Annotated in this window: 23 protein-coding genes and 1 tRNA gene; 5 read left to right on the top strand and 19 right to left on the bottom strand. The window is 35.0% G+C overall.

What is annotated here, in order from left to right; all coding sequences use genetic code 11:
* Positions 1–149: 149 nt before the first annotated feature.
* Positions 150–980 (top strand): CAP domain-containing protein, encoded by an 831-nt coding sequence (locus ACFWDE_RS05620; RefSeq protein ID WP_377890649.1) that lies wholly within the window; start codon positions 150–152, stop codon positions 978–980.
* Between the two features lie 35 nt (positions 981–1015).
* On the opposite strand, the gene ACFWDE_RS05625 is transcribed toward ACFWDE_RS05620, so the two are convergent.
* The 11 genes from ACFWDE_RS05625 to inhA1 form a co-directional block, all read right to left on the bottom strand.
* Positions 1016–1621 carry a DUF1648 domain-containing protein gene (locus ACFWDE_RS05625; protein ID WP_377890651.1) on the bottom strand — a complete coding sequence of 202 codons (606 nt, stop codon included), beginning with the start codon at positions 1619–1621 and terminating at the stop codon, positions 1016–1018.
* Positions 1622–1712: 91 nt separating this feature from the next.
* Positions 1713–2636, bottom strand: a complete 924-nt coding sequence (locus tag ACFWDE_RS05630) for an RluA family pseudouridine synthase (protein WP_377890653.1) — start codon at positions 2634–2636, stop codon at positions 1713–1715.
* 100 nt (positions 2637–2736) lie between these two features.
* On the bottom strand, positions 2737–3153 hold the full coding sequence (locus ACFWDE_RS05635) for a histidinol dehydrogenase (protein ID WP_377890655.1): 417 nt from the start codon (positions 3151–3153) through the stop codon (positions 2737–2739).
* 102 nt (positions 3154–3255) lie between these two features.
* On the bottom strand, positions 3256–5448 hold the full coding sequence (locus ACFWDE_RS05640; protein ID WP_377890657.1) for an MMPL family transporter: 2193 nt from the start codon (positions 5446–5448) through the stop codon (positions 3256–3258).
* 110 nt (positions 5449–5558) lie between these two features.
* Positions 5559–6206 carry a phosphatase PAP2 family protein gene (locus tag ACFWDE_RS05645; RefSeq protein WP_377890659.1) on the bottom strand — a complete coding sequence of 216 codons (648 nt, stop codon included), beginning with the start codon at positions 6204–6206 and terminating at the stop codon, positions 5559–5561.
* Between the two features lie 60 nt (positions 6207–6266).
* The gene (locus ACFWDE_RS05650; RefSeq protein ID WP_002149695.1) at positions 6267–7316 is read right to left on the bottom strand and encodes a polyamine ABC transporter substrate-binding protein; all 1050 of its coding nucleotides are present in this window, start codon (positions 7314–7316) and stop codon (positions 6267–6269) included.
* A gap of 38 nt (positions 7317–7354) precedes the next feature.
* Positions 7355–8155, bottom strand: coding sequence for a spermidine/putrescine ABC transporter permease PotC (gene potC / locus ACFWDE_RS05655; RefSeq protein ID WP_002149696.1), 801 nt, complete (start codon positions 8153–8155; stop codon positions 7355–7357).
* 6 nt (positions 8156–8161) lie between these two features.
* Positions 8162–9010 carry a spermidine/putrescine ABC transporter permease PotB gene (gene potB, locus ACFWDE_RS05660; RefSeq protein ID WP_002126118.1) on the bottom strand — a complete coding sequence of 283 codons (849 nt, stop codon included), beginning with the start codon at positions 9008–9010 and terminating at the stop codon, positions 8162–8164.
* Entirely contained in the window at positions 9007–9990 is a 984-nt protein-coding gene (gene potA, locus ACFWDE_RS05665; protein ID WP_002149700.1) for a spermidine/putrescine ABC transporter ATP-binding protein PotA, read from the bottom strand. The genes potB and potA overlap by 4 nt, the downstream gene beginning before the upstream one ends.
* 236 nt (positions 9991–10226) lie before the next feature.
* Complete coding sequence (locus tag ACFWDE_RS05670; protein ID WP_377890663.1) at positions 10227–11594, bottom strand: aldehyde dehydrogenase; 1368 nt, start codon at positions 11592–11594, stop codon at positions 10227–10229.
* A gap of 171 nt (positions 11595–11765) precedes the next feature.
* On the bottom strand, positions 11766–14153 hold the full coding sequence (inhA1, locus tag ACFWDE_RS05675; RefSeq protein ID WP_377890665.1) for a M6 family metalloprotease immune inhibitor InhA1: 2388 nt from the start codon (positions 14151–14153) through the stop codon (positions 11766–11768).
* A gap of 341 nt (positions 14154–14494) precedes the next feature.
* Between inhA1 and ACFWDE_RS05680 the strand changes: the two genes are divergently transcribed.
* Both ACFWDE_RS05680 and ACFWDE_RS05685 read left to right on the top strand, forming a co-directional pair.
* The gene (locus tag ACFWDE_RS05680) at positions 14495–14629 is read left to right on the top strand and encodes an anti-repressor SinI family protein (RefSeq protein ID WP_113937743.1); all 135 of its coding nucleotides are present in this window, start codon (positions 14495–14497) and stop codon (positions 14627–14629) included.
* 79 nt (positions 14630–14708) lie between these two features.
* Positions 14709–15032 (top strand): helix-turn-helix domain-containing protein, encoded by a 324-nt coding sequence (locus ACFWDE_RS05685; protein ID WP_002064339.1) that lies wholly within the window; start codon positions 14709–14711, stop codon positions 15030–15032.
* Between the two features lie 81 nt (positions 15033–15113).
* Here ACFWDE_RS05685 and calY read toward each other — a convergent pair whose 3' ends face one another.
* The 6 genes from calY to ACFWDE_RS05715 all read right to left on the bottom strand — a co-directional run bounded on the left by calY (position 15114) and on the right by ACFWDE_RS05715 (position 20161).
* Complete coding sequence (calY, locus tag ACFWDE_RS05690; RefSeq protein WP_002064338.1) at positions 15114–15707, bottom strand: biofilm matrix protein CalY; 594 nt, start codon at positions 15705–15707, stop codon at positions 15114–15116.
* A gap of 389 nt (positions 15708–16096) precedes the next feature.
* On the bottom strand, positions 16097–16924 hold the full coding sequence (locus ACFWDE_RS05695) for a DUF4047 domain-containing protein (RefSeq protein ID WP_377890668.1): 828 nt from the start codon (positions 16922–16924) through the stop codon (positions 16097–16099).
* 147 nt (positions 16925–17071) lie between these two features.
* Complete coding sequence (locus ACFWDE_RS05700; protein ID WP_002064335.1) at positions 17072–17659, bottom strand: CalY family protein; 588 nt, start codon at positions 17657–17659, stop codon at positions 17072–17074.
* Between the two features lie 61 nt (positions 17660–17720).
* A complete protein-coding gene (gene sipW, locus ACFWDE_RS05705) occupies positions 17721–18290 on the bottom strand; it encodes a signal peptidase I SipW (protein WP_377890671.1) in 570 nt (189 codons plus the stop codon).
* A gap of 201 nt (positions 18291–18491) precedes the next feature.
* On the bottom strand, positions 18492–19778 hold the full coding sequence (locus tag ACFWDE_RS05710; protein ID WP_377890673.1) for a D-alanyl-D-alanine carboxypeptidase family protein: 1287 nt from the start codon (positions 19776–19778) through the stop codon (positions 18492–18494).
* A gap of 155 nt (positions 19779–19933) precedes the next feature.
* Entirely contained in the window at positions 19934–20161 is a 228-nt protein-coding gene (locus ACFWDE_RS05715; RefSeq protein ID WP_199672448.1) for a hypothetical protein, read from the bottom strand.
* Positions 20162–20444: 283 nt separating this feature from the next.
* Here ACFWDE_RS05715 and ACFWDE_RS05720 point away from each other — a divergent pair, with 283 nt between their 5' ends.
* Together ACFWDE_RS05720 and ACFWDE_RS05725 are read left to right on the top strand one after the other, a co-directional pair.
* Positions 20445–20669: a hypothetical protein gene (locus tag ACFWDE_RS05720; RefSeq protein ID WP_377890675.1), complete on the top strand. Its 225-nt coding sequence runs from the start codon at positions 20445–20447 to the stop codon at positions 20667–20669.
* A 192-nt stretch (positions 20670–20861) separates the two neighbouring features.
* A tRNA-Val gene (locus tag ACFWDE_RS05725) sits at positions 20862–20934 on the top strand.
* A gap of 258 nt (positions 20935–21192) precedes the next feature.
* Here ACFWDE_RS05725 and ACFWDE_RS05730 read toward each other — a convergent pair.
* Both ACFWDE_RS05730 and ACFWDE_RS05735 read right to left on the bottom strand, forming a co-directional pair.
* Positions 21193–22278, bottom strand: coding sequence for a DUF3307 domain-containing protein (locus ACFWDE_RS05730; RefSeq protein ID WP_377890677.1), 1086 nt, complete (start codon positions 22276–22278; stop codon positions 21193–21195).
* A 48-nt stretch (positions 22279–22326) separates the two neighbouring features.
* A complete protein-coding gene (locus tag ACFWDE_RS05735) occupies positions 22327–23121 on the bottom strand; it encodes a hypothetical protein (protein WP_377890679.1) in 795 nt (264 codons plus the stop codon).
* Positions 23122–23211 lie beyond the last annotated feature (90 nt).

Raw genomic sequence — 23211 nt, forward strand, 5'->3', positions numbered from 1 at the left:
GGATAAATTAGGTAATTTCGAAGTCTATGAATTTTTTTCCATCTTTTTTCTCGCAAATTGTATGCTACGATGGATTTGTCAGTCAGACAGGCTGTCAAAAATAAATCGTGTGAAAACAAATTAAAACTTTATATAGGGGGACACACATCATGAAAAAGCGTGTTTTATTATCTGTAGCTGCTGCAACAGCTCTTACTTTAGGAGTATCTTCTTTAGATGCACAAGCTGCAACAGTACAACCATCTAACATAAAGGTTCAAAATATTCAGCATTCAAAGGTAATGATGAAGCAAATGAGCCAACAAGAATTACAAGCATTCTTACAATCTATGGGAGTTGAGTCATTAGCACAATGGAATCAAGGTCAATTCCAACAAGATTGCTTCATTCCTGGTCAACAGCCTACTGAAAATGTTGTAACTGAACAACCAACAGCTAAGCCAGAAGCTCAAAAGCCTGCTGAGGAAACTCAAAAACCAGCTGAACAAAAGCCTGCTGAAGAAGTTCAAAAACCAGAAACTCAAAAACCTGCTGAAAATAACAATACTCAAACTGAAACACAAAAACCTGCTGAGCAAAAGCCTGCTGAAGAAGCAAAATCTTTAAGCGAATTCGAACAACGTGTTGTTGAATTGACAAACGCAGAGCGTACAAAACAAGGCTTACCAGCATTACAAATCGATACTGAATTAAGCAAAGTAGCACGCATTAAGTCTGAAGATATGCAAAAAAACAACTACTTTGATCATAACAGCCCTACATACGGGTCTCCGTTTGACATGATGAAGAAATTTGGTATTTCTTATACATCTGCAGGTGAAAACATCGCACAAGGTCAACGTACACCAGAAGAAGTTGTACAAGCTTGGATGAACAGTGCTGGACACCGTGCAAACATTTTAAATAGCGGCTTCACTCATATCGGTGTTGGTTATGTAGAAAGCGGCAACTACTGGACACAACAATTTATTACGAAGTAAACATAAAAAAGAGTCTTCTCCTAGAAGACTCTTTTTTATGTTTCATAGCTTTCTAATATGTATGCGTATAAAATGTAGAACATAAACAAAATAGACCCGCAGCTTATTACACTAATTAACAAATAAAATCCCCACTTCAGGCTCAAAAGCAATGAAAATAATATGCTGCATGCCATCCCTTGAAAGATTCGCCTACTAACTAAACGGATTTTTTGTAATTTGATCGGTTCTTTCTCTCTATCCTTCACCTTTTTAAACACTTTACTAAACATAAAAAGAAACATACTAATTCCAATTGTTAGTCCTGTCTGAAAGGATATAATACTTCCCAAATTAATAAAGAGAATTAGTATATGGACAAACATCATAAATAAAGTAATACTCTTTATAAATCCACTTATAATGAAATGCTCTCCTTCATTAAACTTATATATATTATGTGAAATAACATATACTAATCCATGTAAAATAATAATAAGGACAGGGATAAATAATACGACAACTTGTTTACTCATAAACTCGTTCGCTCCACCATTCTCATTCCAATGCACTGCCATACGAGTTGGTAAATATGGATAAATACATAGAGTAAGTGAAAGACAAGCGAAAAATATCCCTAGCATATATTTATATTTGATCAAGTAATTCTCACCTCTCTTTTCTCTTAACGGCTTCGCCTCTTTTAGAGAAATCCCTGCAAAAATCTACCTTTTTCAACTTTAAACTTACACTTTACCCATTTTCTCTTTCAAATTTTTTCATTACATCGTTTAAATTTGTAGGGAATTGTACTTCAACTTCGATCTCTTCTTTCGTAATCGGATGCAAAAAATTAATCTTCATCGCATGCAACGCTTGCCCGGACATATATGTTGTTTGCCCACCATATAATACATCCCCAACTAATGGATTTCCATTATAGCTCATATGAACGCGAATTTGATGCGTTCTACCGCTTTCTAACTGTAACGTTACGAGCGTCGCATTTTGTTTTTTAAAATATTTCTCTACTTTATAATACGTTATAGCTTGGTCTCCCTTTGGAGAAACACGGCGCCTTGTAGCATGATGTCGATCTCTTCCGATGGCCGCGTCAATTGTCCCCTGCTTCTTTTTTACTCTTCCTTCAACAAGTGCCGTATACGTTCTTTTGATTTTCCGTTCCATTAATAAACGATCCATAATTGCACCCGCAATTCTATGTTTTGCGAATACAACACCACCTGTCGTATCTTTATCTAACCTATGGATATGACGAATCTTCGTCTCCAAACCTTGCATTTGAAAATGAAAAGCAACAAGATTGGCAAGTGTTCCCGTCCCATTTTTTTCAGAAGGATGTGTATCCATTTGCTCCGGCTTATTTACAATGAGTACGTGATCGTCTTCAAACACTACATTTAATTCACCATATTCCGGCTCTACGCCGTACTCCTCCTCCATAAACATATGAACTTGTAACTTATCTCCTTCTTTTAAAAGTTCATTCCATCTCCTCTGTTCTCCGTTAACCGTAACACCTTTTTCCATACGAAGCTGATGTAATAACTTTTTTGGTACTTCCCATTCTACTTTTAACAACGACTCAATACTTATACCATTCCACGTCGCCGGAACCGTAATTTCACACCATTCGCCCTTTTTCTTTGTTTCCATACTATAATCACCTTATTTCTATTGATTCTCTCATTGTAACGGAAAACATACTTTGATGCACCGTCAAAAATAGAGGACAGTCTTATAATCGACTGTCCCCTCACGCTCTAAGCCTTTTCATCTCCTGCAACACTTCTTCAGCTTTTTGTTCATACGATAAATCTTTAAAGAAATCCGCCAATTTTTTATAGTCGTTGTACGTATCTAATAAGTCGTCTATCTTCTCCACTTTCATAACTTGCTGTTTTTGCTTCATTTTTACTGGATAACGATACCCCGATACTTCTTGTATTTTGTAATACTCATCCTCTACTTGAATGACCTTTACAATTTCCTCTTCTTCCGCATCCATCGTATACCCGTCAAATTCTCTAAGTAGTTCATAAATAATATGAGTCCATTCATCTTTTGGATAAAACCCTTTTTCCAACCGATAACCGACAATGCGATACATATGTCCATCGTTTTCAGCAAATTGTACTGTATCATTTAGCTTAAACTTAAAATAACGAAACATTGCCTTCACCTACTTGTATGTATTGTTCTTATCACATACTATTTACAAAATATAGGCCCTGCTATTCATAAAAAAAATACTCATCTAATAGATGAGCATTTTTTACGATGATTTTTCCCTTTTCTTTCGGAATGGTAACCACCAGTTCCAATCTCCAAACAACTTCATTAAACTTGGTACGAGCATAAGACGAATAATTGTTGCATCAAGAAATATCGCTAACGCAACACCAATTCCCATTTGCTTTACTGGTAAAATATCGGTAAAGGCAAATGCACCGGTAACAACAATCATAATTAAAGCAGCCGACGTAATGATACGACTTGTAGAGACAAGCCCTTCTAGCGTTGCTTTATCATTATCTTTCGTCTCCTCATATAGCTCGTGAATACGTGAAATAAGGAATACTTCATAATCCATACTAAGACCAAATACGAGACCAAAAATAAAGATTGGTAATACAAATAGAACTGAACTTTCCTCTAATCCGAAATGCCCACCTTCAAATAACCAAATTACAATTCCAATTGTTGCGCTTAAACTAAGTACGTTCATAATAATCGCTTTAATTGGAATGAGTATAGAGCGGAATGCGAATAATAAAATGACAAAGGTTGATCCAAATATAACAGACATACCAATTGCAACTTTATCTTTAATTTCATCTTCCAACTCTTGTTGGAACGTTGTCATCCCGCCTAAATAATAAGTAACATCGTTTTCTTTATAATTCTTTTTGAAATCACGAACCCATTGTTTTGCAGTTTCTGTACTTGGTTTCGTATCCAAAAAGACTTCCATTATTGTTTTATTTCCTTTCGTATACGCTTCAAATACAGGAGCTATTTTCGCAGCTTCTGGCGACTGCAATATTCCAGCAACTTGATCTGCTTTCATTCCATTTAGCCCGTCATATACACTTTTCACCTTATATACTTGCTTGTCATCTTTTAACTTTTGAACGACATCTTCTACCTTTTGTAAGCTTTCTTTTTCTGTTATATCATCCTTCGTCTCTACTACTAAAGTAACATCGGCGTGTGTTTTGACAGTCTTATTAAAGGCTTCTTCATACTTCTCAAATGCAACTCTCGTATCACTCTTTTCAGGTAACGCTTCAACACCAGGAAACTGCAAGTTAGCTGTACGTAGCGGTAATAAACAAATAACAATAAATGTTATAACAACAATAATCATGACGATTGGATGTTTCATTACAAACTGTGCAAATTTACGCCATACATTTGATGGCGTAGGCGCCGCCTGATTCTTTTTCAATATCCTTTTACCAATTAGAGATAATAGCGCTGGAAGAAGTGTGAGCGAAAACAAAATGCTCATAATAACGACAATCATCCCGCTAATGGCAACAGACTGAATATAGTCTATCTTAAAGAAAAATAAGCCTGATAAACCGACGAATACACATAACCCTGAAAATACGATAGCACGCCCTGCCGTTTGATACGTAATTGCTATCGCTTCTTTCACTGTTCTCCTCGCAACTTCCTCTCGAAAGCGATTTACAAATAACAGTGCAAAATCAATTGATAATGCGAGCCCAATCATCGGCGCAACATTTAACACGAAAATAGATAACTCTTTATCAACGCCGATAAAATATAAAATCCCCATCGTACTAATTACACTTAATATCCCATTTAAAATCGGTAAAATAGACGCAAGCAGACTACCAAATGAGAATAATAGTACGAGAAAAGCAATAGGTAAACCGATCATCTCTGCTACTTTTAAATCATTTTGTGTTCTTTCATTAATCTCTTGATTAATTTTCGGATACCCTGTCGGTGTTACTTTTAATACTGCACTACTTTCTTTCTTGATTTCATCAGCGAATTGCAATGTCTTTTCCATTCGATCTTTATTTGTTTTCCCGGAAAATAAAATCGTCGCATAACCGATATCATCTTGTAACATCTCTTTATTTTGCATTGGATGATGAAAAGATTCGTATGTTTCCTTCTCTTGAATTTGATTTATTATCCCCTCTATGCGCTTTTGGAAATCCTCATGCGAAGTATCCTTTTCCTTCTCAAAAACGAGTAAAAGTGTATCTTGAGACTGCTTAAAATCTTTATCTAAAATTTCTTTCGTCTTTTGATAATCCCCTTCTGTTTGGAAACCATCACCGCCCAATACTCCTGGAAGTTTTGGAGCAAAAGTACCGAGCACTATCGCAAGTAATAGTAATGCTACGATTACTGTATAACGAAATTGATACAGAAAAGTTCCTATCTTCCCCCACTTATCAATTTTATGTACATTTGTCTTCACACATTTTCACCTACTTTATATAATTCACTTATCATTTATACTGTATCACATCTCCATATAAACAAAAAACGTCTAAAAAAACTATAATTATAGTTTTTTTAGACGTTTTTCTATCTCTCGTTATTAAGCTGAAGCCTCTCGGTAAGTAAACGATGACAATAAATTGCGATGATTAACAAAATGCCACCTGCGCAGTAACCTGCTAAAATATCAGTTGGATAATGCACATTTAAAATAACTCTACTTAAACCAATCAATAAAATTAATATTCCCATCAAAATCGTAATACCATATTTCCCAGCTACACTCTTCAAATTGGCAGCAATGATATAGGCAAGAAAACCAAATGTCATAATAGATAGCATTGCATGTCCACTTGGGAAGCTATATCCAAGTGCGTCAAGTGCCTCGTTTAATGATGGACGGTCTCTTTTTACAATTTCTTTTATCCCTTTATTAACAAGATGTGTCGTTAATATAGCCATTGGATACACGATCATAGCAGCATAATAACGTTTTTTCCAAAAAACGAGCAAACTTATAATTAGTGTCGTTATAACTCCAATTGCAGATCCTAACTTTGTAAAATATGTGAAGAATGTAATTGAGCTTTCTGTTTGTAATCCTTTTACCATCTCTCGGACATATGTATCCACTGCTGTAACTCCGCTTGCTTGTACTCTCCAAGCGATAATGCCGAATAAAGCAAGTAATAAAATCATACACATGAACTCATATCGATGTAACTTTTTCTTCAAACGATTTCCTCCTACTTATGAAAAAATGCGATTTCTACTTTAGAAACCGCATTTTCTTACTTATTTACCTTTTGTTTTCAGCTCTGTCCAGTAGCGATCGTAGTCTTTTAACTTATCGTCTACATCAACAAGCCATTCTGTACGATCTAATTCTTCTTTTGTTAAGAAGATCATGTGATTATCACGATATTCTTTACTATGAAGAGGATAAGCTTTTTCATTTGGATTACTGTAACCAATTGACTCGTAGTTTTTCACACTTACTTTTTCATCTAATAAGTAATTCATAAACTTCTCTGCAAGTTCTTTATGTTTCGCACCTTTTGGAATCGCTAACGTGTCAGCCCAAATTGTGCCGCCTTCTTTTGGTACAACGTATCCTACATCTTTATTGTCTTTCGCGATGAATGCTGCGTCTCCAGACCAAACTGTCCCGATCCAAGCATCTTCTGTAATGAATTTTTGTTTAATGTTATCTGTATCGAATGCTAATAAGTTTGGAAGTAGCTTCTGTAAATCATTTGACGCTGTCTTTAACTGTGCATCCTCTTTCGTGCTATTAGAGAAACCGTTTTTCTTAAGTCCCATTCCTAATACTTCACGAGAATCATTTAATAAAGTAACATGTCCTTTATATTTATCGTTCCATAAATCCGCCCAGCTTGTAGGTACTTCTTTCACATACTTTTTATTGTATGCAATGCCTGTTACACCCCAAGTATATACTAGAGAATACTTATTTTCTGGATCAAACGCAGGTGTTTTAAAGTTAGAAACAAGATTCTCGATGTTCGGAATGTTCTTCTTATCTAAAGGTGCTAATAAGTCCATCTTCGCCATCGTTTTCACCATGTAATCAGATGGCTGAATTAAATCATATGTCGCGCCACCAGCTTGTAATTTCGCAAGCATTTCTTCATTACTTGCATATTTATCATAGTTAACTTTCACGTTATATTTCTTTTCAAAATCTTTTAAAACTTGCTCATCAAAGTTGTCAGCCCAACTATAAATATTCAATTCTTCTTTCTTCTCACCACAGCCCGCAAGTACACCTGCAACAAGGCCGAAGCTAATAGCTGCGCCAGCTAATGTCTTCATCAATTTCATTGATTTTTTACCTCCTCGTTCTTTCTATATCATTCGTATTATAAAGGAAGGTGTCCTCCAGAGTTTTCTTCACCGTCTGCACCTTTATTACGGAAGATTTCCGATAGCACCATTAATCCTACAATTACAACAATTAATATTGTAGATAGAGCATTAATTTCAGGTGATACTCCGCGCTTAACCATACTATAAATGTATAATGGCAATGTTGTTGATCCTGGTCCTGATACGAAGAAACTAATTACAAAATCATCAATCGATAATGTGAATGTTAATAATGCGGCTGAAATAACTCCTGGTGCAATTGCTGGAAACGTTACATAACGAAACGTTTGCCACGGCGTTGCTCCTAAATCGTTTGCAGCCTCTTCTAAATCACGTCCCATACCAGAAAGACGTGCCGCTAAAATAACAACAACAAATGAAATACTGAATGTAATGTGTGCAATAATAATTGTTGTTTTTCCAAGTTCCATACCTAATTGACTAAATAGGATAAGTAAAGATAATCCCATTAAAATATCAGGAATTAAAATTGGTAAATATACAAGGCCGTTAATGGCCCCTTCAAAACGATATTTGTAACGGTGTAATGCAATAGCAAAAATCACACCAAGAACTGTCGTCACAATTGTCGTTATAAGAGCAATCGTAATACTATTTACAAACGCATCAATAACATCTTGTTTTTGAAATAAATCTGTATACCAATGGAGTGTAAAGCCCTCCCATTCCGCATTAATGCGAGAATCGTTGAAGGAATATACCATTAAAACCATCATTGGAAAATACAAAAACAATAAGATTAACCAAGAATAAGAAACTAAAAACTTCTTCATTTTTGCCTATTCCCCTCCGTTTCCATCATATTTATATACTTTCGTTGCACGATAATATAAGTAAATTAACAGAACAGAGAATAGAACAACAATCATAGATAACGCGGAACCAAACGGCCAGTCACGTGAACCTAAGAATTGGTTTTGAATTACGTTTCCGATTAATGCTACTTTCGATCCACCCATAACGTCTGATACAACAAACATTCCGATAGAAGAAACGAATACTAAAATAGAACCAGTTGTAATCCCTGACATCGTCATCGGTACTGTTACATTCCAAAATGCCTTTACTGGTGTTGCTCCTAAATCATAAGCTGCCTCTAGCTTACGCTTATCAAGCTGCTCAATTGCTGCATACACTGGTAAAATCATAAATGGTAATAAAGAATATACCATTCCGAGTATTACAGAAGGTGTATTATACAACAGATTTAAAGGTTCACTAATAATACCTAATTTCAATAGCAATGTGTTTACAAGTCCTTGTGAACGTAAAATAACAATCCATGCGTATGAACGAACAAGAAAGTTAATCCAGAACGGAATCGTTGCTAATAATAGAAGGATAGAACGATATTTACGATCAACAATTGTAATTGTATAGGCAAATGGATAACCGATTAATAAACATAGTACTGTAGTAATAACAGCTATCTTCACTGTTTCCCATAACGTCCCCATATATAATGGATCAAACACACGCGCTATGTTATCTAATGTAAATTTCATCTCCACTGTCCCGTATGCTCCGCGCTGCATGAAGGCAAATGCTAATACGAACAGAAGTGGAATTAGGAAGAAGAGTAACAGCCATACGACTGTAGGTAATGCGAGTAATTTCCCTTTCTTCAATTTAAGGTCACCTCGTCCTCTTGCTCCCAGCCTACATATACATTATCCCCAATGCTCCACTGCGTTGCTTCTTCAGCAGTTTGGTATGCCATTAGTAATTCCGCTGTTTTCTCCTCACGTACATATAGCTTTTCCATATTTCCAACAAATTCAATATCTTCAATATGCCCAAGGTGGTATTCTTTTAAAATTGGCTCTTCAACCGAGCGAACTTTTACATTTTCAGGGCGAACTGCTACGTAGTTTTCCCCATTTTTCACGATATTATTTTCACCGATGAACGTCGCAACAAACAATGTTTTCGGCTTATTGTAAATTTCTTTAGGGGTGCCGACTTGTTCGATATGCCCTTTATTCATAACGACAATGCGATCACTCATACTCATCGCTTCTTCTTGATCGTGCGTTACATATATGAACGTAATTCCTAAATTACGTTGTAAGTTTTTCAATTCACGTTGCAAATCTTTTCTTAACTTAAAGTCAAGCGCTCCAAGTGGCTCATCTAATAGTAATACACGTGGGTTGTTTACAATTGCCCTGGCAATCGCTACACGCTGTTGCTGTCCACCAGAAAGCTTCGTAGGTTTACGATTACGGAACTCCAGTAACTGCGTTAAACGCATTGCCTCTTCCGCACGTTCTTTCTGCTTTGCTGCTGATACTTTTTGCATTTTCATACCGAAACAAATATTTTTTTCAACATTCATATGTGGGAATAGTGCGTAATGTTGGAACACTAAATTCATATGACGCTTGTATGGCGGCAAATCGTTAATCTTTTCATCATCTAATAAAAGATTCCCTTTAGTTGGCGTTTCAAATCCTGCGATCATACGAAGTAAAGTCGTTTTCCCGCAACCACTCGGTCCTAAAATTGTTAAAAATTCTCCTTCTTTAATATCTAAAGAAAGAGGGGGGATAATCACTTGATTTCCAAAATGTTTTTCTACTGCTTCAACTTTAATAATCTTTTTCATTTTCCCGTCCTATCTACCTTAAATTTTAATTTTTATATTCATGAATAAATATTTATGTTCTATAGACTATTTTTTGTTTCGATCCAAACAAAAATGGTTGTTTAGCAACGTTCTCTTCTATTCTTTATGTAGTATGTTTGATTCATTTTCGCATGATACATATGTCGAACAGAAAAACCCCTTCAGTTGCGAAGGGGTTTTTATCATACGGCTACGCCTACTGATAAACACCATCATCATTTTAACAACTTTCGTATGAATTTTAAAGCACTTTTTGTAGAAGAGTAACGAATTTTCATATCGAATGCTGTAGATTGGGACAAAATGCTTTTATAATGGGAAAAAGTCCGAAAACTTTGTTCACCATGATAGCTGCCCAACCCACTACTTCCAACGCCCCCAAAAGGTAAATATGGCGTTGCAAGGTGATATACGACATCATTTATACATCCTCCGCCATATGAAATATTACTCGTCACTTTCTTTTGCACTTTTCTATCTTCAGAAAATACATATAGTGCTAACGGCTTTGGATGGTGCTGAATCGTTTCAATTACCTCTTCTATTTTGTCATATTCTATAATTGGTAAAATCGGCCCAAAAATTTCATCTTCCATAACAGCACTTTGCCATGTAACATTCGTTAACACTGTAGGCTCGATGTGTAATGTTTCTTTCGTATAATTCCCGCCAATCACAGGTTTACCGTCTTGTAAAAATGTACATAAACGTTCAAAATGACGCTCACTCACAATTCGTACATAATTGTCATTTTGCAAAGCATCTTTTCCATATTGCTCTGCGATTTCATGTCGTAATGCCTCGATTAACTGCTCTTTCACTGAAGAATGAACGTACATATAATCAGGTGCTACACACGTCTGCCCAGCATTCAAAAACTTGCCCCAAACGATACGTCTTGCGGTTACATCTAGCTTTGCATCTTTATGTACAATACATGGACTCTTCCCGCCAAGTTCTAACGTAAGAGGCGTTAATTTTTTCGCCGCTGCTTCCATCACAACTTTTCCAACACCAACACTACCTGTAAAGAAAATATAGTCAAACGGTTCCTTTAAAAGTGCAGTGCTTTCCTCAGCACCGCCTTCTACTACCGATACAAGCTCTTCTGGGAATAATTCACCTAACATTCTCGTAAGCACTTTTGAAACGTTTGGCGTTAACTCTGACGGCTTTAAAACGACTGTATTTCCGGCTGCCAATGCTCCTACGAGTGGTGCAATTGCTAATTGAAACGGATAGTTCCACGGTGCGATAATAAGCGTCACACCATACGGTTCTGGCACTACTTTCCCCTTCGATCCAAAATGAGTAAGAGCTGTGCGAACACGCTTTGGTTTACTCCAAGATGAAATATGCTTCATTTGAAAAGAAATCTCTTTTAGTACATATCCAATTTCTGTTGTAAATGATTCGTGAACTGATTTATTCAAATCTAATTTCAACGCTTGAAAAATCTCATCCTCAAAACGCTGAATCCCTTCATAAAGCTTCTTCAAATTATTCTTTCTCGTCTCTACACTTCTCGTATGTCCTTTATAAAAATATTCCTTTTGTTTATTTACAATAGAGGAATTACTCATTCACTCACCTTCTTCCACTATTTTTATCCAATTCTTTCATTATTTATATAGACTTCATATATAACAAATTTCTATTCGTAAAGTTACATTATATATGACTTTTTACTTTATATAAAATTCATTGCTCACAAAAAAACTACCGAAAGAAAATCTCTCGGTAGTTTTACTGTATTAACGATATAAACGAACAGCACCTGCAGAATTATCATCAGCTTGTCCTACTACTTCAAACTTCAGGCCAAGATTCGGTAAAATACGTCCTGCATCTGGAATCTGCTGATTAATATACGCTTTAGAATCATCAAACTTCGGTACGCCCGCTAAACCATTGTACGTAAACGTTCCACGCGTTGGAGATACAACTTTCCAAGCTGGCGTTTTATCGAATGAGAACGCCGCATCAGCGATTTGGAATCGTGTACTACTCTTAACTGTTGGTTTACCATTTAAAGTTCCTACAATTGCTTCTGGGTGAGAATCAACTACACCAAGGAAACCGTGTCCTGGATGTACACCCACCCAGTTATCTGTGTAAGCTGAATCCGCATACCATACAACCATACCAGTGTTATATTCTGGACCACGCGCAAATTTCAATGCTTTATCTGCACCAGCATAGTTTCTCCACTCTACATAGTAGTTATGTTTTTTCTTCTCCGTTCCATTAGATACAACAAAACCATTTAATTTAAATTGTGGTGTACCTTCTGCATCATCAGAGAATGCAACTTTACCGTCTACTGTTAATGACGCATTATCAAGAGCGAATCCGTTTAACGCTAAACCACCATCAGTAATGTAATCAAATGTTAATTTCACTTTCTTACCTTTGAACTGACTTAAATCATATGATTTATCAATCCATTTTCCATTTGTCGTAGCTGCATTTCCACTATTTGCTTTCTCACCAATTCTTTCAATTAACGTTTGTTGACCATCTTCTGTTACAGCGTGTACTTCAAGGAAATCGTACTCTGCTTCAATCTCATACAATGATTTGTAATCGAATTTCGCAGTCGTTGCATTCGTTAAATCGAACAGCGGTGTCTCCATTTTTGTGTGAAGGTCATCACCTTTTGTGCTGTAATAATATTGTTTACCGAATGCTGGTGCAATCGTTTTTACATCTTTATCCGGTAAGTTAACACGAATCAAGCCTGGACGATCCGACTTCGTAACACTTTGATCTAAATACGTTGCAAAACCGATACCTTTGTTTAACTTATCGTAATCTACTTCTGCGATATTCGCCCAGCTACCACCGATTGTTTTTTGGAAAAACTCTTTATTTTGCGGTGAAAAACTTGTTGGCGTTGTGCCTGCGATTTTACCAGCCCAGCTTCCTCCACTCATAATAGACCAAGCTTCAATCGGCTCACCCTGACCGCTATATTGTGTATCATACTCATCCGGAAGACCTAAATCATGACCATATTCATGTGCGAATACACCAACTGCGCCATCTTCTGGTTCAATTGTGTAGTCATACGCAGCCATCTTTCCGCCCCAATATGGAACTTTAGACTTTGTTCCTTCAATCGGGAATGGCTTTGGTCCAACTGTCCAACGATGTGACCAAATTGCATCATCACCTAATTTACCACCGCCAGCTTCTTGTCCAACACCCGCATGAATAATCATTAAGTGGTCAATTAAACCATCAGGTTGATTTTTATTTCCATCTTCATTTACATCATATTGATCAAATTGATCAAACTCTGATAAATCAATACCGCTATCTACAGCTGCTTTTAATGCATCTTTCACTAGATCACGTGGTCCTTTTGGTCCTTTATTATCATGACCTGTAGCAGCATCTGCACCGTAATCAGCAGCTTTACCAGGAACTGTTAACCATTTTGTAACCGTTCCATCTACTGTGTAGCTACCACCAGATTGCTCTTCATAGTATTGTTTAAACGTTTCAATTTTGCTTCCATCATCCAATGTAAACGGCTCATTACCGAATAACATTTTTTCATAGTGCTCTTTATTAAAATCGTTGGAATACATGTAACCAGGCTCTTTATCAATATTGTTATGTTTAAAGTCAGCGTACTCTACAAGTAAAACGAGTACTTTGTCTTTACGAACTTCACCGTTATACTCTTTTTGTTTTGCTGGTGAAGTTGGTACTTTACCATTTAAGCCCCCTTTAACTGGACCTGTTCCTGCTGCAGTCCCGTTTGCTGGTTGCTCTGCTTTTTCTTTCGTGTCTGCTTTCGCATCTTTCACTTTCTTTAAAAAGTCAGATGCATCTTTCGTAAGTTGGTCCCCACTTGCCGCTTCTTTCCCAGGGTTTTCACCCTTCTTCTTCTCTACATACTTTTCGACAGCTTTCTTTGTTTCTGTCCCTGAAGCAGATGAATCAATTACCCCACGTTTTTTCAGTGCATCTGCTAATCTCTCTTCTGGGATTAAATGATCATCAACTGGGCTTGTAGCTGTTTTATCCCCAGGCGTTTCTGCATACGCAGACTGGCTTCCAGCGCCAAACGAAAGGCCTAAAGCAGCTGTCAAAGCAATTGTTGATAACACTTTAAATGGTTTCTTTATCATCCCTTATTTCCTCCCCTAATATAAAATATGTATTACATATTTTATTTTATTAAATATTCAATATTTTTTCAATATTTAGTCACATTATGTAATTTTTTTAATATATTTGTAAAAATTTCATAGTTAGTATACGAATATATCACAATTCAACAATGTTTTCTGAAAATATTGAAAAGTTTCGACTGAAACCTTATAATTTCCATAGAGGGAATTTAATGGGGATTTTATCTTTGTTTCATCTACACAACATTCGATAATTTGATACATAAAATATAAAATTCGATTAATTATCGTCTACTATGTAGCAGCAATTATGACCAATAATTAGGGAGGAATTACATTTGTACAAAGATAAGGCTGACTCACTAGATCAAGAATGGATTGATTTAATACTTGAGGCTCTAGATGCTGGCATTGCCCTGCAAGATATTGAACACTTTTTCCAACATATGAAGCATACGAGCCAGGCTCAATAGCCTCGTTCTTTTTAACGAAGTTTATGTTATAATAATCACATCATAAGACGACTACATATTGATAGAAAGGTGCGCAAATATGATAGGAGAACGTATAAAACGCCTTCGTTTACAAAAGGGCATTTCACTAACAGAACTCGCCGAAAAAGCTGGTGTAGCTAAATCTTACATTAGTTCTATAGAACGGAATTTACAAAAAAACCCTTCCATTCAGTTTCTCGAAAAAATTTCAGCTGTTCTACAAATTCCAGTTGATACGTTACTTCACGATGAAACAACAACAGAAAGTCATCTAGACTCCGAATGGACACAACTCGTTAAAGATGCGATGAGCTCCGGTGTCTCAAAAGAACAGTTTCGTGAATTTCTTGAATTTACACAATGGAAGAAAAATCAACAATAATACATATGAAAGAGTGCTTAAAACGGGCACTTCTTTTTTTCTTTATAAAAAAAAGCGGGGGAATCCCCGCTTTTTGCTTTATTATTTTTCTTCGCCATCTGTTTGGCTTGCGTTGAATGTCCATTCTAAGTTCAATGAATCGCCTTGGAATTTGTTTTGATCTTTACCATCATCTTCGAATACAAATTGTACCCATAGATAGTCTTCTGAATTTGGTGCTAGACCACCGTTCTCTGCCCACTCTGGAGCAAAGATGTCTTTAGCTAAAACATCTGGATCCACATTTTGTAAATCTGCTAAAGTTGTTTCATAGACAGGCTCACTTTGTTTATCCCAGTTCCAAAGGAATTTCACTTTAATGTGCTTACCAAAATCTTCACCAGCATTATCACCTTTTGCATCTTTAACAGTATACTTTGTCGCTAATTTAACGTCTTTAATCGCTAACGTACCGTCGTTCTTTAATAAGAACTCTTTCTTAACAGAATCCCCTGGTTTTAAATCTTTAATATCTACAAGCGTTTTAGGGTTTAATGTAAGATCTAACGTCCCAGCTGCAAATGTATTGTTCGATACTTCTTTATCACTAAAGAATGCAAATGTTCCTCCACCAATTAAAGATAACCCCAATGCTGCTGATGCAACTCCCATACCTAATTTCTTTTTCAGACTCACAATCAATTCCCCCTAGCTGTTTTTTGTATTTTTATCTCTTATTTCAAAATAAGAGGTGTAACTAAAACTATATTAGCTTAGCTAATATTTGTTCTTTTCTAAAAACCTTAAGTTCATTATAACGAACAAACCTATATAAATACAACAATATTTTTTTAGTATTTTCAATTATTTTTATTTCTCAATATTGTTTTGATTTTTCAGTTTTTTTTCAGCTCGTTCCAACACATTTTCTATTAGAAGCACACGAGAGCAAGACAATAAGTGCGAGGATAAATACTCCCTCACACTTATATACATTATTCTCTTTCATGACGATCTCTAAGTCATGCTAGCCACAATATTATTGGTTAGTTGAAGTAGCATTCTCATTAAATCACTTGCTCAGGCTACTTAGCTGTTTCTGTTTGTTTCTGTTCTTCTACCTTCTTTTTCTCTTCTGCTTTCTTTTGTTCTTCTATCTTCTTCTGTTCTTCTACTTTCTTCTGTTCTTCTATCTTCTTCTGTTCTTCTGCTTTCTTCTGTTCTTCTATCTTCTTCTGTTCTTCTACTTTCTTTTGTTCTTCTGCTTTCTGTTCTTCTGCTTTCTTCTGTTCTTCTACTTTCTTCTGTTCTTCTACTTTCTTCTGTTCTTCTACTTTCTTTTGCCCTTCCGCTTCAATTGCAACATTTAATTGTTGCTGGAGAGCCTGGATCTGTTCATCAATAGCTTGCAAGCTAACTTCTTTCTCAATATAATCGCGCTTCTCTTTTATACTGCGAAAGCCTTCATTCACATATAAAGCTACTTGCTGAATCGACTCATCTTTATTTCCCTTTAATTCTTCTTGTATTTGATTATAAGGAGTTTCTATTGCAGTATATACATTTTGTAAAGCTTCCTTCTCAGAAGTAATTTTCTCACGTCCTTGCTGCCATACAACAATTGCTTGTTCTATTTCTTCAATAGAAGTAACTTTCAATTTCGCTTTCATTTCTCCATACTCATGTCCAATAAGCTGTTTATGTTGCTCAGCTTGCTCTTTTAACGTATCAACTGTTTTCGGAAATATAATCGCTGTAGAAAGAGTGGCTTCTACTTTCGTTTCGTGAATAAATGAAGCTTCTGTATACGTCATCACTTGAGAGCCTAAATAAAACGTAATAGAGCACATACACGGCAATATAAGCATCCTTTTTAATTTGCGAGGTGTTTTCAGCATCTTAATCTCTCCCATCGAACAATGTGTTCTTTATACAGAACGTTACTTTCATTATAATAAAGACCTGTACAAAATGATAGCCATATCCTAGAAAATACATTCCAATCCACGCTATTTAACTGTAAAAGGGGCTATCAAGGTGATAGCCCCTTTTATATTATATTATCTTTCTGTACCATCTGTTTGTTGTGCATCAAACGTCCAAGTTAAATTTAGTTTATCGCCTTGGAATTCATTTTGGTCTTTTTTATTATCAACAAACTCGAATTTCACTGTAAATTTATCTGACTTACCTGCAGAAATACCTTTTTCATCCCAGAACCAAGCAGATAAATCATTGTCTACCGCTGTAAGTGTGTCACCCTTCAATTTATCTAGCGTTGTTTCTTTTACAATTGTTTCATGCTTATCTACATTCTTTAAGAATGTTACTTTAATATGTTTACCAAAATCATCTTTATTGTCGCCCTTCGCATCGCTTACTTTGTAATCTGTTTTTAGTAAAACTTTTTTAATGTCTAAAGAGCCTTTATTTTCTAGTTTAAAATCTCTTTTAATTGTATCGCCAGGCTTTAAATTCGATACATCAACAACTGTCGATGGGTTTGCCGCTAAATCAAGTGTACCAGCCGCAAATGTATTGTTTGACACTTCTTTATCGCTAAAGAATGCAAATGTTCCTCCACCAACTAATGCTGCTCCTAGTACTGCTGATGCGATACCCATTCCTAATTTTTTCTTTAAAGTCATGTCCAAATCCCCCATAATATATATTTGTCAACTTCCTAATAGGAAGATATAACCAAACTAACTATACGGATTGTTCTACTTTTTTATCTTTCTTTTCTCCGTCGATGCTACGAATAGCGCCAAAAATAGAAATCGCGGAATAACCAAGTAAAAAGACTCCTGGAATAATAAGAAGTAATGCTGCTCCCGCTTTTGAACTCGCATAATTCAGTCCATAACCAACGTATGGAACTGTAATATCTGCATACTTTCCGATTACATTCTCTGCAAGTACTGGTGCTAAATCTGGTCCGTTGTTGTTATCCCCTTTTGTTTCATACATTACTTTTCCATTTGTATCTTTCACACCGATAATACGGTGAGTGATAATTTTGTCATTTTTCTCTTTAAACGTAATAACATCGCCTTTTTTATATTTAGAGCCATCTTTAGTTGGCTCTATTGCAATGATTGATCCTGTTAAAAATGTCGGTTCCATCGATCCTGATAACACTGATTTAAATTGATATCCCATCACAGTTGGATCCCCGCCACTCGCTTTTGAAGAAATAACTACAAAAGCTAAACAAACCATTACTGCAAATAAAACAAATGAGATAACGTTGCTAATAATCTTCCAAACTAATTTCATCGTCTCTCTCCCTCTCCGTTGTTTTATATTATTTGAAGTATGTAATATCCACTTTCGTTCTTTAACAAGAACACAACTAAATAATATAACGAACAATACAGAAATGCAATAAGAACATTTACAATTATTAGTTAAATCACTTTTAAAATACATGCAAAAAAGACCGTGACAAAATCTCGTCACAGTCTCCATACTAACAATTTATTTCTCTTCTGATTTCATTCCTTGTTTATTTCGGCGCAGCACTACATATAAAATGGCTCCAAATAATACAATCGCACCTATTCCAACACTGATCACTTTCACATTGGATTCCTTTACTTCAGGTGCTACGGTATCTTTTTTAGGCATCGCAAAAGTAACATCTTCTTTTGAAAGAACATTTATAGTCGCAATCGTTTGATTATTTTTTATAATATCTACCGCACCAACTACTTCACCGCGATGAATTCCTTTTTGGTACAAAGCTTCTTTATCCACTGAATTAACCCGAAAAGCCGTTTTTATATTTTTCCCTTCATCTTTCTTTAGCATAAGCTCAGCACTTTTTTCGAGCTCAGAATCAACATCTTTATTTAAATACGTTGTCTTTTGATGCCAACTATGTTTATCTAGTACAGTTTGCTTCGTAAATTGCCCAAAAGAATATTCCGCCATCTGCTTCAAATCTTCATAAATTTCAGGTCTTTGAGAAGCCATTACTACATTTATAATACGATTCCCATCCTTCTCATTTAATAAAACGAGCGTATTGCGCGCTTCATTCGTAAATCCTGTCTTACCACCAATGCTATATGGATTTTCAAAATAAGTAGACTTATTAAAAATAGAAACTGTTTGCGTAGATGTCGTAACCATCGTTCTTTTCGTATTCATCGCTTGTAAAATTTCAGGATACTTTTGCACACCTCTCGTAATCATGGCCATATCATATGGCGTCGTATAATGATTTGGATCATGCAATCCATTTGGCGTTACAAAATGGCTATCTTTAGCCCCTAATTGCTTCGCCTTTTCATTCATCATATTAGCGAAATTTTCAACACTTCCTCCAATACGCTCCGCAATCGCATACGACACATCATTCGCACTCAGCACCATTAAAATCATAAGTGCAGTATTTCTATTAATAGTCTCACCAGGTTGAAACTCAATTTGATAATTACTCTTCTCTTGATCTAATGCTAATTGAGAAAATGTAAATTGATCCTCTGGCTTCGTATGCTCCATAAGTAAAATTGCCGTTAACACTTTCGTTATACTAGCCGGAAACGCACGATGATGTGCATTTTTGTCATACAACACATCCCCTGTTTTCGCATCAATCGTAGCTGCAAACTGACTAAAAACATTCGGCCCTTCCTTAGGTGGTGGTGCCACTTGCTCCGGATTCACTCCAACATTCGTCTCAGCATATAACGTCATAGGTGTCAAAAAAAATAAACAAATAACCATAATAAAAGCCGAAATTTTCTTAAAATTTACCATATGACTCTCCCTTTTCACTTTACTTTCACATTCTATAAAATAACTCTACCAATCTATATGTGATTTGTATTAAATTGGAAGAACATTCACTATTTTTTACTATATCACACTTTTACGATGAGGAACATAAATATACAATAAAAAATAAGAAGGAATTACTCTTTCTTATCCTTCTCATCAATCAACGAATCTATTAACTTTTGCCCAGCTTCCTCAGCTGTAATCTCATCCGTCATACCCATAAATGACCAACCTTTAGAATCGACCCACTCAACGAACTCTTGCAAAAACTCATCATGCGTCACATCCACATCGAGAATCGAACCATCAATCGAAATCGTTCTATTTTTAGACACACGCATCTTGAACGTTTTTCTTACCATTACAGTTATTCTCCCTCTACTCCTGAATATTTATAAATATCTTGTACTTCTTTTATACATGATTTCTTGAAAATTGTAAAAAGGATATATTGGCCAATTTGCATATTAAAAATGAAAATCTCTTATTATATAACCCTCACACTACATTCATTTAGTCATAAATGACGGAATACATCCATATAAAAAAACAAACCAACTTACATTCTATCACACCAAATACACTTGACTTTAGCACGATCGAATGGAATATATTAGAAAACACCTTAAAATGAGGAGGAACTCCATGGCGCGTTGTACGTATTGTAAAACGAAGTGGAAAATAAAAGATGTATGGTCAATACTCGTGACATTTGAAAAAGATTGTCCATATTGCTTCGGAAGGCAATATATATCAAAGAAAACATTAAACGCTATGCCTGAACTTATAAGCTTACCTTTACATTTCTTATTCCCTTTTCTTGTTGATTTGAGTGATGAGGGGCCTTTGGATTGGTATCGGAAGTCATAACATAGCCGCTTTATTCAAAACCCGATTGCTATTAAAGTCTCTTCTTATATATATTCCCGAATACACTACTAGCGTGATTCCAAATACTTTCCCTTTAAAAGATCACTATAAAAATATTGTAAAATTTCAGTTAATTATATATAATTGCTTTAGCATAATGATTAAAGATGTTATTACATAAGCATTTTTGAAGATCCCGTAGCTCAGCAGGGAGAGCGCCACCTTGACAGGGTGGAGGTCGTGAGTTCGAGCCTCTCCGGGATCATACTGAAACCCCTTGAATATCAAGGGGTTTTCTTATGTATAACAGTTTATTTAAAATGATGAAACAGCACTTTTGGGGCAGAAATGGGGCAGAAAATATTTTGAAGATCATAGTTCTTTCTTTGGACTATAATACTTTCTCTTCAGATTGATACTCAAAAAGATTGTACTTAAGATAAATTACTATGTCCCACCTTTGAGTTTATAGCATCAAGTCTTATTTTAATAATGATAATAAATTAAAAATAGTTAATTTTATTTACTTCAATACAAAATTAATAATAATTCCATATATTATCCCTAACATAATTGAAACAAGAGTACCTAATAAAAAATACTCTGCCCAATCCCTATCATCCATTTGTTTAAAACGTGCAAGCGATTTAGCTGTAAGAATAAAGGTTATAGCCGTATATTGATTATTAAATACTAACACAATAACTAATATACGTTCGATGTAACCTATCATTTTCCCCCTTGAAAAATTCTGTCCTTTGACTACCAAATAGGAATATTCTTCTGACATGCTAGCTTTCCCATTATCATTCTTTAAAATCCCATCTACATTTAAATCATCTTTTAATGCATACTTCCCCTCAAATAAAGCAAGATGATTAGGCAACGCACCCAGTAATAATCTAATTATATGTCCACTTACTGTAGTTGTAATTATTAACATGACAATCAAAAACATAATGGTATCTATTGGAGATATAGTCGGTTTATCACCTGGAACTAAATGTACTAAGATCAGAATTTTGTTAATTAAATCTGATAGATTAATATTAAATATTAAATAACAGACAAATAGAATTGATAAAACATGCAGGATCTGATCAATTATAAACAAACCTACATCCCATGGGTTTTTAATATACATTTCTTTACTTTTATTTGTTAATTTTATTTTTAGAATATCTATAAAGAAATGTAACAATACTATACATACCGTTGGCAGAAATGCTTGTAATAATATCTGTAAACAGATGCTATTCTCTAGCGCAAACAAAGTTAGAAATATCCCCAAAATTGATGATACAATTTTTAATTGTGTCAGTTTACCTATCTCTTTTACCACTTCTGTTCCTTTTACTGTAGGTATTCTTATCATTTCCATTAGAATATATACTACTACTACACATATTGTTGGTAGTACTGCTTGTAGTAACATCCTTGAAAAAACACCGTTATTTAATGTAAATAAAATTAATAATGCCGAAAAAGTCACTACTGCATGATGCATTAAATGAAGTTTTAAATACTTTCTCTTATCCCTAACCATTTTGTCTGTTTGACAATAAAAATCTGCAACTAAATGCGCAATTATTAAAGTTAACAAAATCATTTTAAACGCTTCCCTCTCCCCGAAATATATCGTATAAATTAATTCATTTTACTCATCTTGTGTGTTTAATTCAGGATAAAACCTATTTAAATGTCTTTTGATATGCCCTCTAATTATATTGTTAAGCTCATTCGCTTTTAATGAAATTTCTTCCACTGTTTTTTCACTATTTATAGTTTCCATAAAAGCAAGTGTATCCTGTAGTTGCTCAAAAATTTTAAATATCATTTCACTAGCACCTTTTCGATAATGGCTAGAAATAGTTGACGATGTTTTATTCAATTCTTGTGCTATTTTTTTCTGTTCTCTAAATATTGTATATAAAGAACAAATTAACTTTTGCTGCTTAGTTTGATCATCCAGTAACTTATTTTGAAGTTGTACTAACAAATTCATTGTATCTTGAAATTGTTTTCCTTTTTCAAAATTAGAAACTTCTTCACACACATCAAAAATTACAGATGTATCCCTATTTAGATTATTCTTAATTTTTTCATTTGCTATTCTCGCTCTTTTTATTAAAGGATGATTCCACGAATCAATCTCAATATGCTCTAAATCCTCCTCAATACAACCAAACGATATACCAAAATACGGGTTTTGTTCTTTGAATTTCCAATGCATCTCCATATAAAAAGCAATTATATATGCTGTGGCATAATGATTGCCTACTAATAATATTTCATCTCCCATACGGTGTTTTGCTTTTATTATTGTCTCATTATTACTCCAACTATTTATAACGCTCTCCCATTCTTTTAAGTATCTGGTTAATTCATTCCAATCTCCTTTTGAAGTAGAATTGGTAACATCCATTATAAAGACTGAAATAGGCTGCTTCATAATTTACCTCCATAAATCTTTTTTTATATACTGAATGGCGAATCTTAATTTTTCAATTCGGCCATTTACAGGTAATTAGTGATTATAATA

Source organism: Bacillus sp. NPDC060175 (assembly GCF_042728695.1).
Lineage (GTDB): Bacteria > Bacillota > Bacilli > Bacillales > Bacillaceae_G > Bacillus_A.